The sequence below is a fragment of the Curtobacterium sp. Leaf183 genome (assembly GCF_001424385.1).
GTDB lineage: Bacteria > Actinomycetota > Actinomycetes > Actinomycetales > Microbacteriaceae > Curtobacterium.
Genome location: NZ_LMPO01000012.1, coordinates 12,039 through 29,053, shown reverse-complemented (window position 1 = coordinate 29,053; position 17,015 = coordinate 12,039). Strand labels below are relative to the sequence as shown.

The following is a 17,015-nucleotide window of genomic DNA, read 5'->3' as shown; positions in this document are numbered from 1 at the left end:
CGTCAGAACACGTGCGCCATCACGTCGTCGAGCAGCCCCGTCGTCGGGACGTTCGCCTGCTTGATCTCGATCCCGATGTCACCGAGGGTGAAGTAGGTGGTGCCGAGCTGCACGCCGTACTGCTCGTCCGTCGAGACCTCCTGGCACCAGTAGCCCTGACCATCCCGTGCACAGTCGATGCCCGGCAGGTCCCGCAGCGCGCCCACTGCCGCCGACGAATCGACCACCCCGACGTCGATGGCCATGGTCGTGATGTCCGCACGAGGGTCGCGCCAGACGCAGTACAGACGCTTGCCGTCGGATTGCCGCACCGGGTCGAAGACCGACTTCGGGATCGCGACGGGCGACCCGACGACCGCCGGGTCGTTGAGCGGCGCGTTCGCGAACTTCCAGCGCCCTGCCGTCAGCAGCCCCTCGCACGTCGCCGGGACGGTGCCGCTGGCGTCGGCCCCCGCAGCGGGCGTCGTGGTCGAGGTCGGACGCGGTGTCGTGGAACCCGCGCCGTCGTCCGGCGTGGACCCGGCCGCGGCGGTGCTCGTCGGGGCGGGTGTCGTCGCGGTGCCTCCGGTCGGGCTCGCCGATCCATCCGGCTGCGCGGCACCACCCGTGCAACCAGCGAGTAGGAAGGCTGCGGCCAGCCCTCCGGCGAGAGCGAGCAGTCGTGTGCGGTGTGTCCGTGTCGTCCCCCGGGTCATGGCTCCGACACTAGGAGCCCGATGACGGCGGAGCCCGCCCCGTGACCGGATCGTTGTCCGGCGTGGCAGGCCGCGCGGGTGGTCGCGCGGGGCTCAGCCGCGCCAGACCACCCGTGGCGCGAGCAGGCGGTGTCCGGTCCCCGCCGGCAGCACGGAGCGGCCGGCGCCCATGAGCAGCTCGACCGCCGCCGAGGCCACGTCGACCAGCGGCTGCTCGACACTCGACAGCCCGACCGCCGCGGCGACGGGGGTGTCGTCGTACCCGACGACGGGGACCGCGGCGCCGAGCGCGAACCGCGCACCGAGCGCCAGGGTGTCGGAGGCGCACACCAGGGCGTCGGGACGGGCCCCGGTCTCGAACGCTGCCTGCACCGCGTGGGTCGCGGCGGCGACGTCGTCCTCGCACGACAAGTCCAGACCGGCTGCGGGCTCGTCCCCGGTCGCCTCGACGACGGCGTCGTGCCAGCCACGACGCCGCTCGTCGCCCTGACCGGACGGGCTCGGCCAGCCGAGGAACCCGATCCGCCGGTGTCCGGCCGCCAGCAGGTGGGCCGTGGCCTCGTGCGCACCGGCGCGTCCGTCGACGTCCACCCACGGGTGCGGTGCCGCGTCCATGTCCGGGATGCCCCATGGTCGGCCGAACGTGACGAAGGGGACGTCGTTCGCGGCGAGCCAGGTGGTGCGCGGGTCGTCGTGGAACGTCGACGTCAGCACGAAGCCGTCGACGTCCGAGCCCTCGACCAGGCGTTCGAACTGTCGGACCTCGTCCTCGGGGTCGGTCGCCGTGAACAGCAGGATGCGCATGCCGCGTTCGTCGGCGGCATCGACCAGGGCGTGCAGGAAGCGGTCGAGCACGGCGCCGGAGATCCCGTGCACCCGCTCGAGGCGGACACCGAGCGTCGAGCTCTGCCGCGTGCGGAGCCGACGAGCGGACGCGTGCGGTCGGTAGCCGAGGTCTCGGATCGCGTCCTGCACGCGCGTCAAGGTCGTCGGCCGCACCACGTCGGGTCGGTTCAGCGCGTTCGACACCGTCTGGCGTGAGACCCCGGCCGCAGCGGCGACGTCGGCGACGGTGGCGGGATGCGACATGGGGTTCACGGTAGCGCCCCGGAGGTGTACCTTCGAGCTGTTTGATCGATCAAATTGAACGATCCAACGCCGACTCGACGAGGAGTACCCCCTGATGCAACGACGCACAGCACGCATGCTGACCGCGGGCGCGATGGCGCTCACCGCGGCACTCACCCTCTCCGCCTGCGGTTCGGGCTTCCAGAGCTCCGGCGGCTCCGACTCCGGAAAGCTGACCTCGAGCGGATCCGACCTGTCGGTCCTGATCGGGTCGTCCGGCGACGCCGAGACCGCCGCCGTCAAGAGCGCAGCCGCCGCCTGGTCGAAGACCTCGGGCACCGGCGTCTCGGTGCAGCCCGCCAACAACCTCGACCAGCAGCTCGCGCAGGGCTTCGCCTCGGGCAAGCCCGCCGACGTCTTCTACGTGTCCACCGGGTCGCTCACCGGGTACGCCACGAACGGCTCGCTGCTGGCGTACGGCGACGACCTGAAGGACAAGGCCGACTTCTACCCGACGCTCACCAAGTCGTTCACGGTCGACGACAAGCTGTACTGCGCGCCCAAGGACTTCTCGACTCTGGCGCTGTTCATCAACACCGCCGACTGGAAAGCCGCCGGGCTCACCGACAGCGACGTCCCGACCACATGGGACCAGCTCGCCGAGGTCGCGAAGAAGCTCACCCGCGACGGCCACGTCGGCCTGGGGATGAGCCCGCAGTACGAGCGCCTCGGGGCGTTCATGGCGCAGGCGGGCGGCGCACTCACGAACGCGGACCAGACGAAGGCCACCGCTGACTCTGCGGCCAACGTCAAGGCCCTGCAGTACGTGAAGGGCCTGCTGACCAGCGGTTCCACGAAGTTCTCGAGCGACCTCGGCGAGAGCTGGGGTGGCGACGCGTTCGGCAAGGGCAAGGCGGCGATGACCGTCGAGGGCAACTGGCTGACCGGCGCGATGTCGTCGAGCTACCCGGACGTCGACTACAAGGTCGTCGCACTGCCCAAGGGTCCCGCTGGGGCGGGCACGCTGCAGTTCACGAACTGCTGGGGCATCGCGAAGGCCTCGAAGAACCAGAAGGCGGCGCTGGCCTTCGTCGAGCAGATGACGAGTACGAAGCAGCAGCTGTCGTTCGCCAAGTCGTTCGGTGTGATGCCGAGCGTCGAGTCCGCGGCGAGCACCTGGAAGCAGGACTACCCGCAGTACGCGCCGTTCCTCGACCAGGCCTCGAGCGCGCAGGGCGTCCCGAACAAGCCGGGCACCGCCGACGTCATCGCGGACTTCGACTCCAAGCTCGGCAGCCTGGCGTCGACCGACCCGGAGACGCTGCTCGAGGGCGTGCAGAAGAACATGACCGCGGCGCTGAAGGGCTGAGACCGTGACCACCGCGAGCGTGCGCGGACCCGTCCGCCGCCGTCGCCGCGCGAACCGCGCCGAGACGGTGTCGGGCTGGCTGTTCACCGCACCGACGATCATCGTCCTCGGGCTGTTCCTGGCCGTCCCCGTGCTGATGGCGGCATGGGTGAGCGTGTCCGACTGGCAGGGAGTGGGCAGCCCGTTCGCCTCCGGCGTGCAGTTCGTCGGCGGGCAGAACTACGCCAAGATCCTGGGCGGGGGCGGCCTCGACGAGCAGAACTTCGGCACGGCGCTGCGGAACAACCTCTGGTACGTCGTGTTCGTCGTGCCGCTGCAGACCGCCGTCGCGCTGGGGCTCGCGGTCCTGGTGAACGGCCGGGCACTGCGCGCTCGCGGGTTCTTCCGCACCGCGTTCTACTTCCCGTCCGTCACCAGCTCGGTCGCGATCACCGTGCTGTGGCTCTTCCTGTTCTCGTCGTCCGGTGCCGTGAACAAGATCCTCGGGTGGATCGGCGTCAACGGGCCGAACTGGTTCAACCAGCCGACCGGCCTGTTCCACCTGGGTGCCGGTGACCCACCGGCCTGGCTCGCCGACCACACCGCGCTCGGGATCTCGTGGTGGGAGTGGCTGGCCGGTCCGTCGGTCGCGATGACCGCGTTCATCCTGCTGGCGGTGTTCACGACGAGCGGCACGTTCATGCTGCTGTTCATCGCCGCGCTGCAGAACCTGTCAGCCGACGTCGACGAGGCAGCGATGATCGACGGTGCCGGTGCGTGGACCCGCTTCTGGCGCATCACGCTGCCGCAGCTGCGTCCGACGCTGTTCACGGTGCTGACGCTCGGGCTGATCGGCACGTGGCAGGTGTTCGACCAGATCTACACCGGCACGAAGGGCGCTCCGGCGAACACGACCCTCACCCCGGCGTACCTGTCGTACACGTCGGCGTTCACCAGCCAGCAGTGGGGTGTCGGCGCGGCGATCGCGTTCATCCTGTTCGGCATCATCGTCGTCTTCACGCTCCTGCAGCGCTGGGCACTCCGCGACCGCCCGGTCTCGCGGCGCCGCATGCGCTGGATCGAGACGCCCTCACGGAAGGAGGGGGCGCGATGAGCGCACCCACATCGGTCGCCGCGACGCGCGTGGCGGCGGCGGGTCGGGCCTCCAGCCCGGGAGGCCCGGTGCCGGCGAGCAGGCGACCTCGCCGCATCGGGATGGCCGGGCTTGCCTGGATGGCGGGCGGTCTGCTGATCGCGGTCGTCTACCTGCTGCCGTTCTACGTCGCGATCGTGAACGCGTTCAAGACCGACCAGGACGCCTCGCTGAACCCGCTGGCGCTGCCGACGACGTGGACGTCGGCGGCGTTCAGCACGCTGTTCCAGAACTCGGACTTCGGGGTGTGGACGCTCAACTCGGCGATCGTCGCGGTGTGCGTCACACTCGGGCGGATCTTCTTCGACTCGCTCGCCGGGTACGCCCTGGCGCGCCTGCGGTTCCGCGGCCGGCAGACGGTGTTCGCGGCGGTCGTCGCCGTGATGGCGGTCCCCGGTGTCGTGCTGCTCATCCCGAAGTTCCTGGTGATCAACCAGCTCGGCATGTACGACTCGTACTCGGGCATGATCGTGCCGCTGCTGGTCGACGCGGCCGGGGTCTTCATCATGAAGAACTTCTTCGAGTCGATCCCGGTCAGCGTCGAGGAGCAGGCCAGGATCGACGGCGCCGGCACCTTCCGGACGTTCTGGTCGGTCGTGCTCCCGATGGCCCGGCCAGCTGTCGTGACGATCACGATCCTGTCGTTCCAGGCATCGTGGAACGAGCTGCCGCACTTCATCGTGTCGTCGTCCTCGCCCGCGCTCACCACCCTGACGAAGGGCGTGGCGTCGCTGGCGTCCGGGGCGCTCAGCGCGGGCAACCAGTACCCGATCAAGCTCGCCGCGGCGTTCGTGATGACCATCCCGGTCGCCGTCGCGTTCTTCGTGTTCCAGAAACGGATCATGAACACCAGCGACGGGGCGGTCAAGGAGTGACCGCGGCGACGACGACTGCACGGACCGACACCACGAAGGCCGAGGACCGCCCGATGCCACTGCAGCCCCTGCTCCACGACGAGGTCGCCGTCATCGCGGCACCGACCCAGGCGTGGTCGGCAGCCTCCGGCGACGTCGGTGCGAACCCCGTGCACGGCTACTGGACCGGCGACCAGCGCGTCGTGTCCGCGGTCGCGCTCGAGGTCGCCGGTACCGGTATCGAACCGATCGCGACCGTGTCGACGAGCGCGCGTGAGGTGGTCTTCACCGGGCTCCTGCGGGGGCTCGACGGTGCGGGGGCCGATCCGGACGTCCGACTGGACCGTCGGCGCCGCGTGCGTGTCGACGGCGTGACGGAGTCGGTGCGCATCACGGACCGGCGCGCCCCCGGTGGCTCGCTCGACGTCGTCGTGCGGATCACACCGGACGCTGCGGCCATGGACGCGGTCAAGGGCGGCGGGGGTGCCGTGCCGGTGACAGCCCGAGTGCACGACGGCGGGTCGGTCACGTGGCGGTCCGGGTCGGTCGACGTGGTGCTCACCGCACCCGGTGCCCGTGTGGGCGTCGTCGACGGGGCCGTGGTCCTGTGCTGGACGCTCGACCGGGCGCGGACGATCGAGGTCGGCTGGGACTGCGCGGTCGCCGTGCCGAGCGGCGTCGAGGGGGCCGTCGTCTCGGGCGTGCGCAGCCGCCGTCCGTTCGACCCGCCCGCTGACGTAGCCGACGACCGGCTGCGCCGCTGGCTCGACCGGGCGACGGACGACCTCGACGCGCTGCGCCTGGCCCGACCCGAGGGGGAGTTCCTGGCCGCCGGAGCGCCCTGGTTCTTCACGCTGTTCGGCCGTGACTCGCTGTGGGCCGCCCGGTTCCTGCTGCCCGTCGACACCACGATCGCGGCCGGGACGCTCCGGGTGCTCGCCGCGCTGCAGGGCACCCGGGTCGACCCGTCGACCGCCGAGCAGCCGGGCAAGGTCATGCACGAGCTGCGCCAGGGGTCGCTGCCGATCGACAACGAGGAGCTCTCGCTGCCGCCGCTGTACTACGGCACGGTCGACGCGACGCCGATGTGGGTGTGCCTGCTCCACGACGCGTGGCGTGCGGGGATGCCCGACGACCAGGTTCGTGCGCTCCTGCCGGCGCTCGAACGGGCGCTGGCATGGATGCGCGACCACGGCGACGCCGACGGCGACGGGCTGCTGGAGTACGTCGACGAGTCCGGCCGTGGGCTCGCGAACCAGGGTTGGAAGGACTCCGGCGACAGCGTGCAGTGGCGCGACGGCACCCTGGCGGACGGGCCGATCGCGCTGTGCGAGGTGCAGGGCTACGCGTACGAGGCGGCGGTGCACGGCGCGGACCTGCTCGACGCCTTCGGCCGTCCGGGTGGCGACGACTGGCGTGGGTGGGCGGACCGGCTGGCCACGCGCTTCCGCGAGACCTTCTGGGTGCGCGATGACGTCGGCGCCCACCCGGCGATCGCCCTCGACGCCGACAAGCGGGCGGTGGACTCGGCCACCAGCAACATCGGACACCTGCTCGGCACCGGTCTGCTGTCGGCGTCCGAGGAGGCCGTCGTCGCCGCACGGGTCGTCGCCCCGGACATGGCGAGCGGCTTCGGGCTGCGGACCATGTCGACCACGGCCGCGGGGTACTGGCCGCTGAGCTACCACGGCGGCAGCGTGTGGGCGCACGACACCGCGGTCGTCATCGCCGGGCTGACCCGGTCGGGGTTCTCGTCCGAGGCCCGGACCCTCGCCGAGCAGCTGCTGGCGGCGGCCGTCGCGTTCGACTTCCGGATGCCCGAGCTGCATGCCGGGGACGCGGCGTCCGAGGTCGGGCGTCCGGCGCCGTACCCGGCCGCGTGCCGACCGCAGGCATGGAGCGCAGCGGCGGCGTTCCCGGTGTGGGTCGCGATGCGCTGACGCCGGGTCGCGACGCGGACGTCGGGTCGCGACGCGGACGCCGGGTCGCGACGCGGACGTCGGCTGGGCCGGTGCGGACGTCGGGTCGCGACGCGGACGCCGGGTCGCGACGCGGAAGCCGGCTGGGCCGGTGCGGAGGACCACCCGAGCAGCCTGGACGTATGGCTGACGCACCCACGACCGCCGTCCTCTTCGACATCGACGGCACGCTCGTCGACTCGAACTACGCGCACGTGGACGCGTGGTGGCGCGCCTTCCGTGTCGTCGGCGCCTCGGTCGACGCCTGGCGCATTCACCGCCTGATCGGCATGGACTCGACGCGGCTGCTCGAGGAGCTGCTGCCCGACGCGTCGGAAGACGACCGCGACACCGCGAAGCGGTACCAGTCGGCGTACTTCGCCGAGCACATGCCGCGCCTGCGCCTGCTGCCCGGGGCACGTGCGCTCCTGCAGGGTGTGGCAAAGCGCGGGCACCAGGTGGTGCTCGCCACGAGTGCCCCGCCGAACGAGCTCGGACGGCTGCTGGAGCTGCTCGACGCCGAGCAGTGGGTCGACGTCGTCACCAGCGGCGAGGACGTCGAGCAGGCGAAGCCGGCACCGGACATCGTGCGGGTCGCCCTCGAGCGGTCCGGTGTCGACCCGTCGCGCGCCGTGATGGTCGGCGACGCGATGTGGGACGTCGAGACCGCCGGCAAGGTGGGGGTCGCGTGCATCGGGGTGATGACGGGCGGCATCGGTGGCGACGAGCTGCGCGGTGCCGGGGCGGCGGCCGTGTACGACGACGCGGCGGCGGTGCTGGCGGGCATCGACGACGGGCCGATCGGGGCCCTCGCGCGCTGACCGCGTGCCAGGATGGTCGATCGTGATCACGATCGAACGCGTCTCCTGGGAAGACCCGCGCGCAGTGGAGCTGCGCGCCCGGATGGACGAGGAGATGCACGAGCGGTACGGGTCGGCGAACGCCGACGAGGACCCCGCCGTCGTCGCCGAGCGCAACCGGGCACTCGCCGTCGATCCGGCCACCGTCATCACGTCACTGCTCGCGATCGACGAGTCCGGCGACGCGATCGCACACATCGCCGTCCGGTGGCTCGGCAGCGAGGTCGAGCTGAAGCGCCTGATCGTCCTGTCCAGTGCCCGCGGCAAGGGTGCGGCCACGGCGCTGCTCGACACGTGCGCCGAGGTCGGCCGCGAGGTCGGCGCGAGCCGGCTCGTCCTGCAGACGGGCGACAAGCAGCCCGACGCCGTCGCCCTGTACGAGAAGACCGGCTGGCGGCGGATCCCGGTGTACGAGCCCTACGCGGCGACCATGCCGTGGTCATTCTGCTTCGACAAGGCGCTCTGACCACAGCGCCGTACTTGCACTATGCGCCACTGAGTGCAATTCTTGCTCGGTGAGCACCGCCGAACGCACCCGCACGCTGCGGCGACGCATGATCGTCGAAGCACGTCGGTCGACGGTGGAGCACGGGCTGAGCGGTTTCACGATCGAGCAGCTCTGCGCCGCGGTCGGGGTCTCGCGGCGCACGTTCTTCAACCACTTCGGGTCGAAGGAGGACGTCGTCCTCGGCATCGAGCTGCACGCGGACACCGAGCTGCTGCAGGCCTTCGCGCGCGGCGACGTCGTGCCTCGGGACCTCGACCCACTGAGCGCGATCGTGGCGCTCGCTGTCGAGCAGGTCCGCACCATGGAGCTCGACCGGGCGGAAGAGGTGCTGGTGCGGACGGTCCTCGACCGCGAACCCGCGCTGCTCGCCCGGTTCCTGTCGGCGACGGACGTGCAGCTCGCGCACGTGGCCGACGCCGTCCGTTCCCGGTTCGGCTGGGATGCGGCGGCTGACCCACGTGCGCGCCTGGTCACCGAGTCCGCGGCGGCACTGCTGCGGGTGACCGCCGACCACTGGTTCGACGACGCGTTCGACGAATCGAGCAGCCCGCCCTTCGACGAGCTCCTCGCCACCAACCTCCGCCTCCTCAGGGCGGTCATCACCACCGGACAGGACGACACCCCATGAGCACCTCAGCGCCGCGCACCGCCAAGCGCGCCCGACCCGGGACGGACGGGCCGCTGCTCCTCACCCAGCGACGGATCTGGATCATCTTCGCCGCGCTCATCGCCGGCATGCTGCTGTCCAGCCTCGACCAGACCATCGTCTCCACCGCGATGCCGACCATCGTCGGCGACCTCGGCGGCGTGGCGCACCAGGCGTGGATCACGACCGGGTACCTGCTGGCGTCGACCATCGTGATGCCGATCTACGGCAAGTTCGGTGACGTGCTCGGGCGCCGCAACCTGTTCCTCATCGCCATCGCGCTCTTCACGCTGGCGTCGCTCGGCTGCGCGGTGTCGACCGACTTCTGGCAGTTCGTGGTGTTCCGCGCGATGCAGGGCCTGGGCGGCGGTGGCCTGATGATCCTGTCCCAGGCGATCATCGCCGACATCGTCCCCGCCTCGGAGCGCGGCAAGTACCTCGGCCCGCTCGGTGCGGTCTTCGGCCTGTCGGCCGTCGGTGGCCCACTGCTCGGCGGCTTCTTCGTGGACCACATGACCTGGCACTGGGCGTTCTGGATCAACCTCCCCGTGGGCATCGCGGCGTTCTTCGTCGCCTGGTTCGCGCTGACGCTGCCGAACAAGAAGGCGACCAAGCGCATCGACGTCCTCGGAGTCGCACTGCTGTCCGCCACCACGGCCTGCCTGGTCTTCTTCACCGAGTTCGGCGGCAACCGCCAGCACGGCTGGGGTGCGCCGGAGACCTGGGTCTGGGGTGCCGGGTTCGTCGTCGCCGCCGCGCTCTTCGTGTTCGTCGAGGCGCGGGCCCAGGACCCGATCATCCCGCTGTCGTTCTTCCGCAACCGCACCTTCGTCACCGCGACGGCGATCGGCTTCGTGCTCGGGCTCGGCATGTTCGCCGCGATCGGCTTCGTCCCGACGTTCCTGCAGATGGCGTCCGGCACCTCGGCCGCGGTCTCCGGGCTGCTGATGCTTCCGATGATGGCGGGCCTGATCGGCACGTCGATCCTGTCCGGAACGCTCATCACCAAGACCGGCAAGTACCGCATGTTCCCGATCATCGGCACGATCGTGGTCGGTCTCGCGATGCTCGGCATGACGACGCTGGCCGCCAGCACCCCGATCCCGCTCATCTGCGTCTACCTGTTCGTCTTCGGCGCCGGCCTCGGCCTGATCATGCAGGTCGTCGTGCTCGTGGCGCAGAACGCCGTGCCCGCCGAGCAGGTCGGTACCGCGACGTCGACGAACAACTACTTCCGCGAGGTCGGTGCCTCGCTCGGTGTCGCCGTCTTCGGGGCGATCTTCACGTCCCGCCTGACGGACAAGCTGACCGACGTGTTCACGGGTGCCGGGGGCAGTGCCTCGCAGGCCGCGAACGCCAGCGCCAGCATCGACCCGACGCAGCTCGCGAAGCTGCCCCAGGCCGTGCAGGACGGCATCGTGAACGCCTACGCCGACTCCCTGTCGCCGGTGTTCTGGTACCTGCTGCCCTTCATCGCGGTCGCCCTGGTGCTCGCGCTCTTCATCCCGCAGATGCAGCTCAACGACGTGGCCGGCATGGTCGCCCGCGGGGAGGCCGTCGGCGGCGCCGAGGCGGACGAGCTCGACCGCGCGCAGCGCGGGGGAGCGGAGCGCGTGTCCACGGGGTCGGTCCCGACGACGCGGCACGACGAGTAGACGCTCGCCCCCACGGACGGGAGGCCCGGTGCCAGCTGGCACCGGGCCTCCCGTCCGTCGTGGGGCCGCGTCCGGTGCGACGAGTCCGATGTCGTACGACAGCGACGGTGTCGTGTGGGTGGCGGGCTGTCGGCGGTGCGACGAAGCCGATGTCGTACGACAGCGACGGTGTCGCGTGAGTGGCGGCAGCCCCCGCGACGCGCGCGTCAGGCGCCCGTGCTCGCCCGCGGGACCAGCCGGGTGGGCAGCGCCGGCGCTGCCGGTTCCGTGCCGTCGAGCATCGCGAGCAGCCGCAGTGCCGCCGCACGACCGAGCTCGGCGCCCGGCAGTGCGACGCTCGTCAGCGCCGGCGCCGTGACCGACGACGAGGGCAGGTCGTCGAACCCGGCCACCGCCAGCGCTGCCGGCACCGCGATTCCCCGAGCCGACGCGACCCGGAGCACCCCGTACGCCAGGGTGTCCGCGGCGGCGACCACGGCCGTGACCCCGTCGGCGAGCCAGGCGTCGACGACCCCGTCGACAGCGGAGGCCGCGGCGTCGATCGTCAGGTCGGCGCTGGCGGACATCGGCGTCAGGGAGATGTCCGCCTCCGCACACGCCTGCTCGAACATCGACCGGCGGAGCGCGAACGTCGTCGCCCGCGAGGTGCCGTCGAGGTAGGCGACACGACGGTGCCCGGCCAGGGCGAGGTGCGACACCAGCGCCGAGACGCCGGCGGACAGGTCGTAGTTGACGGCGTCGGGGCCGCCGGGTGCGTCGAGCAGCACGACGGGGACGCTCGCGGTCATCGCCTGGTCGGCGGCCGGAGCGTCGACGAGGATGCCGGCCGGCCGGAGCCGCTCGAAGCGCCGGACGTCTGCGGTGACGGGCTGCGCACCGCGTTCCGTGACCGAGAGCACCAGCTGGAACCGGTCGCCGACGGTGTCCCGCACGCCGCGGATGACTTCGGCGAAGAAGGGGTTCGACAGGTCGGGGGCGATGAGGACCACGAGGTCGCCGCTGCCCCGCGCCAATGAACTGGCGGCGTGGTCGACGACGTAGCCGAGGTCGTCCACAGCGTCACGGACCCGAGCGACGATCGGTGCCGAGACCCGGCCGCGCTCCTTGCCGTTGACCACGAGCGAGACCGTGGCGATGCTCGTCCCGGCGCGCTCCGCGACCATCGCTGCGGTGACACGGCGGCTGTTCGGGGCGGGGGACGGCACCTCCCGATCGTAGCGAGCAGCGGTCGCCGACTTGACGTCAAGCGTTTGATGCGCTGTGATGTCAAACNNNCCCCCCCCCCCCCCCCCCCCCCGGGCGCGACCCGGATCCCCGACGAAGTGGAGCCCCTGTGCCCGAGAAGATCATCCTGGACTGCGACCCCGGTCACGACGACGCCGTGGCGATGCTGCTGGCGCACGGCAACCCGGACATCGAGCTGCTGGCCGTGACCACCGTCGTCGGCAACCAGACGCTGCCGAAGGTCACGCGCAACGCGCTGGCCGTCGCCCGCATCGCGGGGATCACCGGTGTCCCCTTCGCCGCCGGTGCCGACCGCCCGCTGCTGCGTGAGATCGAGGTCGCGGGCGACATCCACGGCGAGAGCGGCCTCGACGGTCCGATGCTGCCCGAGCCGTCCTTCGCGCTCGACGAGCGGCACGCGGTCGACCTGATCATCGAGACCGTGATGGCGCACGAGCCCGGCACCGTCACCCTGGTGCCGACCGGCGGCCTGACGAACATCGCCCTCGCCGCGCGCAAGGAGCCCCGCATCGTCGAGCGCGTCAAGCAGGTCGTGCTGATGGGCGGCGGCGTGCACGTCGGCAACTGGAGCCCGGTCGCCGAGTTCAACATCGTCATCGACCCCGAGGCCGCGTCCATCGTCTTCGACGCCGGGTGGGACGTCGTGATGGTCGGCCTCGACCTGACGCACCAGGCACTCGCCACCACCGAGGTCGCCGAGCGCATCGCCGCCGTCGGCACTGCACCGGCGGCCTTCGTCGGGGAGCTCCTCGACTTCTTCGGCCAGACGTACCGGGACGCGCAGGGCTTCGACGCCCCGCCCGTGCACGACCCCTGTGCTGTCGCGTACGTCATCGACCCGACGATCGTGCGTGCCGTGAAGGTCCCGATCCACGTCGAGACCCAGGGCACGCTGACCCTCGGCATGACCGTCGCCGACTTCCGAGCTCCCGCGCCCGCGGACTGCCACACGAGCGCCGCCCTGGAACTCGACCACACCCGGTTCTGGGACCTGGTTGTCGATGCCCTCGAGCGCATCGGCGAGACGCCGGACACCGGATGGGCCCCCCGCGCCACCGCCACCGCCACCACCACGACCACGACCACGACCACGGAGATCTGAGACCCATGACCACCACATCGACGAAGAAGTCGATCGGCGCCCTCACGGCGGCGCTCCTCGCCGCGTGCATCGCGTTCCAGCTGAACGCGAGCATGCTCAGCCCCGCGCTGGTCACGATGGCGCGCGAGCTCAAGACCGACGACGCCACGATCGGCCTGTCCCAGACGCTGTACTTCACGCTCGCCGCGCTGTTCTCGCTGTTCCTGCCGCGCCTGTCCGACATCGTGGGCCGCAAGCGCGTCCTGGTCGGCATGCTCGCCGTGATGCTCGTCGGCAGCATCGTCGCCGCGCTCGCGGTCAACGTGCCGATGCTCTTCACGGGCCGCATCATCCAGGGCGTCACCGGACCCGTCGTCCCGATCTGCCTGCTCGTGCTGCGCAACGAGATCAGCGACCCGAAGCGCTACGGTGCCTCCCTCGGCCTGCTCACCGCGGTCAACGGCGGCATCGCGGGCATCGACTCGCTCGCCGGCGGGTGGATCGCCACCAACTTCGGCTTCCGCGGCATCTTCTGGGTCATCGCCGTCGTCACCGTCATCGCGCTGCTGTTCGTCGTGGTCTGGGGCGTCGAGTCCCGTCCGTCGCAGGGCACCCGGATGGACTGGGTCGGCGTGGTCCCGCTCGTGGTCTCGGTCGGGGCGCTGCTGACCGCGTTCAACGAGGCCGGCAAGCTCGGAGCCGCGAACCCGGCGATCGTGATCGGCGGCATCGTCGTCGCCCTGGCCGCCTTCGCCGTGTTCTGGGCCGTCGAGTCGCGGGTGCGCGAACCGCTCGTCGAGACCCGGTTCCTGAAGCGCCGGGGCACGTGGGCGCTCCTCGCCACCACGTTCCTGACGATGACGGGCGTCTTCGCCGTGGTCAACGGGCTGGTCACGTCGCTCGCACAGAACCCCGACGCGGGCTTCGGGATGGAGGCCGACCTCGCCTCGCTCGTGTTCCTCACGCCCTACGCGCTGGTCGGCTGGATAGTCGGACCGTTCGCCGGTCGGCTCGCGCCCACCATCGGCTACCGCGCGATCCTGCGCGTCGGGTTGACCGGCAGCATCCTCGCGACCCTGCTGATGGCGTTCGTCGGTGTGCACTCCCTGCCGGTGCTCGTCGCCGCGACGGTGCTGATCGGCATCACCTACGCCGGCATCGCCAACATCATCCTGAACGGCCTGGGCATCGTGCTGTCGCCCGCGTCGAACCCCGGCTTCCTGCCCGGGCTCAACGCCGGTGCGTTCAACCTCGGCGCCGGCGTGAGCTTCGCCGTGCTGCCCGCGCTGCAGATCGCCCTCGGCGTCGGAGGGTCCTCCGGCACCGCGGGCTACTCCGGTGGCATGCTCCTCGGTGCCGTCATCACCATCGCCGCGCTCGCGGTATCGTTCCTCATCCCGCGGCCGGCCGACGCCGAGACCACCGCCCCCGCCCCCCAGAAGGAGACCGTCCGGTGAACACGATCGTCGTCGTCGGGTCGCTCAACGCCGACCTGGTGGTCCGGACCGAGCGCTTCCCGAAGCCCGGTGAGACCCTGCACGGGTCCGACCTCGCCACCCTGCCCGGCGGCAAGTCCGCCAACCAGGCGGTGGCAGCCGGGAGGCTCGGGGGAGCCGTGCGCATGATCGGTGCGGTCGGCGACGACGGCAACGGTGCGCTGCTCCGCGACTCCGTCGCGGCGGCGGGCGTCGACACGACGCACGTCGCCGTCCGACCGGGAACGGCCACCGGCACCGCCGTCATCACCGTCGACGGTCAGGGCGAGAACACCATCGTGATCTCCGGCGGTGCGAACGCCACGCTGACGCCCGCCGACCTCCCCGCCGACGCGTTCGCCGACGCCGCGGTGCTCGGGCTCTGCCTGGAGGTCGCGATGGACGTGGTGCTCGCCGCTGCCCGGGCCGCGCACGACGCCGGGGTGACGGTGCTGACGAACCTGTCCCCGTTCGGCGACGTGCCGCGCGAGCTCCTCGACCTGACCGACGTGCTGCTGGTCAACGAGCACGAGGCCGAGCTGCTCGGGGACCACGGCGTCGCCCGGTCGATCGTCACGCGGGGCGGGGCCGGGTCGGTCGTGCACGACGGGGACGTGCCGCCCGTCGAGGTCCCGGCGGTCCCCGTCGACGCCGTCGACACCACCGGCTGCGGCGACGCCTTCATGGGTGCGGTGGCGCTCCGGCTGGCGGCCGGGGATGCCCTCGTCGACGCCGCGCGCTTCGCCGCAGGGGTCGGGGCGTACGCCGCGACCGGGGTGGGGGCACAGGCCTCCTACCCGACCACGGACCAGCTGGCGGCGTTCCTGCGGGCCTGACCACGGCCTCCCGTCCGGTGCGTGCCGAGCATGCCGGTACGGTTTCCGTCATGCGCGTGGGAGTCCTCGACATCGGGTCCAACACCGGTCACCTGCTGGTGGTCGACGCCCATGGCGGCGCTGCGCCGCTGCCGGCGTCGTCGTACAAGCGGCCGCTGCGGCTCGCCGAGCACCTGGACGAGGACGGCGCCGTGACGCGGGTCGGGATCGACGCGTTGACGGACTTCGTCGCCGCGTCGGTGCGGGTCGCCGAGGACCGCGGCTGCGAGGACATGCTCGGGTTCGCGACCTCGGCCGTCCGCGACGCCGTGAACTCGGACGCCGTCCTGGCGCACGTCGAGGACCGCACCGGGGTCGAGCTCGCCGTGCTCTCCGGCTCGGACGAGGCGCGGTTGACGTTCCTCGCAGTGCGGCGATGGTTCGGCTGGTCGGCCGGGCGGCTGGCGGTCTTCGACATCGGGGGCGGGTCGCTCGAGATCGCCGGCGGTGCGGACGAAGCGCCCGACGTGGCGTGGTCGATGCCGATCGGCGCGGCGCGGCTCGCGCGGTCGTTCTTCGCCGCGGGGACGCCGACCGAGGACGACGTCCGGCGCCTGCGGCACGACATCCGCGTCGAGATCGCCCGGGACGCCGGCAAGCTCCTGCGCGCGGGCGCACCCGACCGGGCCGTCGCGACCTCGAAGACGTTCCGGTCCCTCGCCCGGATCTGCGGAGCGGCGCCGTCGGCGGCCGGTCCGCTCGTCCCCAGAGCGCTCGACGGTGCGGTCCTGCGTGACCAGCTGCCATCGCTGCTGCGGATGTCGGTCGACGAGCTCGCCGCACTGCCCGGGGTCTCACCGAGCCGGGCGCACCAGGTCGTCCCCGGAGCGCTCGTCGCCGAGGCGTGCCTGGACATCTTCGACCTGCCGGCGCTCGAGATCTGCCCGTGGGCGCTGCGCGAGGGCGTGATCCTCGAGCGACTCGACCAGCTGTCGGTGCTCGGGACGCCCTAGTCCCGACGCCGCCTGGGCGGTGCGAGCAGCCACGGACGGATCAGCGTCGTCACGAACGGCAGCACCCAGAAGGTCATGATCGGCGTCAACACGAGCGTGGTGATCAGGACGCGGGGCAGCGCCGCGAGACCCGCGAACGACGGCACGAGCAGCCCGACCAGGACCGTGAAGGCGAGGTTGACCGGGAAGAACCCGAGCCAGATGCTGACCGCCTGCTTCCACCGCGGGGGAGCACTCGATGCCGGGGTGTCCGACGGGGCGTCGAACCAGCCCTCGATGCCGGTGCGCTTCTCGACGCGGGACTCCACCACGAGGTCGCGGCCGAGGTCGAGCCACCGCAGTCGGTCGTCGGAGTTCTCCCACGTCGACAGGGAGTCGTGGTCGGCGAACCGGTAGAGCATGTGCCACTCGCGGGACTGTGCGCGGGAGCGGACCCATCCGGAGCCGAGGAAGCCCGGGTAGCGGTTCGCCAGGTTCACCCCGGACTGCACCCAGCGGGTGGCCTCGGTGATGCGGTCCGGCTCGACCAGGCGGGTGATGGAGACGGTGACGGGTGGGCCGGCGGTCTCGGGTGGCGACGACACGGCCCCAGGCTCTTCTGGAGTCATCCGCCCAGTGTCGCCGATGCCTGTTTCGCGCTG

16 protein-coding genes are annotated in these 17,015 nt (G+C 71.6%); 12 read left to right on the top strand and 4 right to left on the bottom strand.

The window, feature by feature from the left end; genetic code table 11:
• Positions 1 to 2: 2 nt before the first annotated feature.
• On the bottom strand, positions 3 to 695 hold the full coding sequence (locus ASG04_RS15930; RefSeq protein WP_056126352.1) for a hypothetical protein: 693 nt from the start codon (positions 693 to 695) through the stop codon (positions 3 to 5).
• A gap of 93 nt (positions 696 to 788) precedes the next feature.
• Entirely contained in the window at positions 789 to 1,784 is a 996-nt protein-coding gene (locus ASG04_RS15925; RefSeq protein ID WP_056126350.1) for a substrate-binding domain-containing protein, read from the bottom strand.
• A gap of 94 nt (positions 1,785 to 1,878) precedes the next feature.
• On the opposite strand from ASG04_RS15925, the gene ASG04_RS15920 reads away from it, so the two are divergent.
• The 8 genes from ASG04_RS15920 to ASG04_RS15885 all read left to right on the top strand — a co-directional run bounded on the left by ASG04_RS15920 (position 1,879) and on the right by ASG04_RS15885 (position 10,745).
• A complete protein-coding gene (locus ASG04_RS15920; RefSeq protein WP_056126348.1) occupies positions 1,879 to 3,132 on the top strand; it encodes an extracellular solute-binding protein in 1,254 nt (417 codons plus the stop codon).
• A gap of 4 nt (positions 3,133 to 3,136) precedes the next feature.
• Positions 3,137 to 4,225: a carbohydrate ABC transporter permease gene (locus ASG04_RS15915; RefSeq protein ID WP_414835839.1), complete on the top strand. Its 1,089-nt coding sequence runs from the start codon at positions 3,137 to 3,139 to the stop codon at positions 4,223 to 4,225.
• Positions 4,226 to 4,326: 101 nt separating this feature from the next.
• Positions 4,327 to 5,139, top strand: coding sequence for a carbohydrate ABC transporter permease (locus tag ASG04_RS15910; protein WP_200938552.1), 813 nt, complete (start codon positions 4,327 to 4,329; stop codon positions 5,137 to 5,139).
• A 53-nt stretch (positions 5,140 to 5,192) separates the two neighbouring features.
• Positions 5,193 to 7,058 (top strand): amylo-alpha-1,6-glucosidase, encoded by a 1,866-nt coding sequence (locus ASG04_RS15905; protein ID WP_056126689.1) that lies wholly within the window; start codon positions 5,193 to 5,195, stop codon positions 7,056 to 7,058.
• Between the two features lie 161 nt (positions 7,059 to 7,219).
• The gene (locus tag ASG04_RS15900; protein WP_056126346.1) at positions 7,220 to 7,897 is read left to right on the top strand and encodes an HAD family hydrolase; all 678 of its coding nucleotides are present in this window, start codon (positions 7,220 to 7,222) and stop codon (positions 7,895 to 7,897) included.
• Between the two features lie 22 nt (positions 7,898 to 7,919).
• Positions 7,920 to 8,402: a GNAT family N-acetyltransferase gene (locus tag ASG04_RS15895; RefSeq protein WP_056126344.1), complete on the top strand. Its 483-nt coding sequence runs from the start codon at positions 7,920 to 7,922 to the stop codon at positions 8,400 to 8,402.
• A gap of 49 nt (positions 8,403 to 8,451) precedes the next feature.
• The gene (locus tag ASG04_RS15890) at positions 8,452 to 9,072 is read left to right on the top strand and encodes a TetR/AcrR family transcriptional regulator (protein ID WP_056126342.1); all 621 of its coding nucleotides are present in this window, start codon (positions 8,452 to 8,454) and stop codon (positions 9,070 to 9,072) included.
• Positions 9,069 to 10,745, top strand: coding sequence for an MDR family MFS transporter (locus ASG04_RS15885; protein WP_056126340.1), 1,677 nt, complete (start codon positions 9,069 to 9,071; stop codon positions 10,743 to 10,745). The genes ASG04_RS15890 and ASG04_RS15885 overlap by 4 nt, the downstream gene beginning before the upstream one ends.
• Positions 10,746 to 10,951: 206 nt before the next feature.
• Here the strand turns inward: ASG04_RS15885 and ASG04_RS15880 are convergent, their stop codons facing one another.
• Positions 10,952 to 11,950 carry a LacI family DNA-binding transcriptional regulator gene (locus tag ASG04_RS15880; protein WP_235515574.1) on the bottom strand — a complete coding sequence of 333 codons (999 nt, stop codon included), beginning with the start codon at positions 11,948 to 11,950 and terminating at the stop codon, positions 10,952 to 10,954.
• Between the two features lie 128 nt (positions 11,951 to 12,078).
• Here ASG04_RS15880 and ASG04_RS15875 point away from each other — a divergent pair, with 128 nt between their 5' ends.
• The 4 genes from ASG04_RS15875 to ASG04_RS15860 are packed head-to-tail and all read left to right on the top strand — an operon-like array spanning position 12,079 to position 16,374.
• The gene (locus ASG04_RS15875; RefSeq protein ID WP_056126337.1) at positions 12,079 to 13,092 is read left to right on the top strand and encodes a nucleoside hydrolase; all 1,014 of its coding nucleotides are present in this window, start codon (positions 12,079 to 12,081) and stop codon (positions 13,090 to 13,092) included.
• A gap of 5 nt (positions 13,093 to 13,097) precedes the next feature.
• A complete protein-coding gene (locus ASG04_RS15870; protein WP_056126336.1) occupies positions 13,098 to 14,528 on the top strand; it encodes an MFS transporter in 1,431 nt (476 codons plus the stop codon).
• On the top strand, positions 14,525 to 15,382 hold the full coding sequence (locus ASG04_RS15865) for a ribokinase (RefSeq protein WP_056126334.1): 858 nt from the start codon (positions 14,525 to 14,527) through the stop codon (positions 15,380 to 15,382). The genes ASG04_RS15870 and ASG04_RS15865 overlap by 4 nt, the downstream gene beginning before the upstream one ends.
• Before the next feature lie 50 nt (positions 15,383 to 15,432).
• Positions 15,433 to 16,374 (top strand): Ppx/GppA phosphatase family protein, encoded by a 942-nt coding sequence (locus tag ASG04_RS15860; RefSeq protein WP_056126332.1) that lies wholly within the window; start codon positions 15,433 to 15,435, stop codon positions 16,372 to 16,374.
• Here ASG04_RS15860 and ASG04_RS15855 read toward each other — a convergent pair.
• The gene (locus tag ASG04_RS15855) at positions 16,371 to 16,982 is read right to left on the bottom strand and encodes an antibiotic biosynthesis monooxygenase (protein ID WP_056126328.1); all 612 of its coding nucleotides are present in this window, start codon (positions 16,980 to 16,982) and stop codon (positions 16,371 to 16,373) included. The two genes, ASG04_RS15860 and ASG04_RS15855, sit on opposite strands and share 4 nt — an antisense overlap.
• Positions 16,983 to 17,015: the final 33 nt, after the last annotated feature.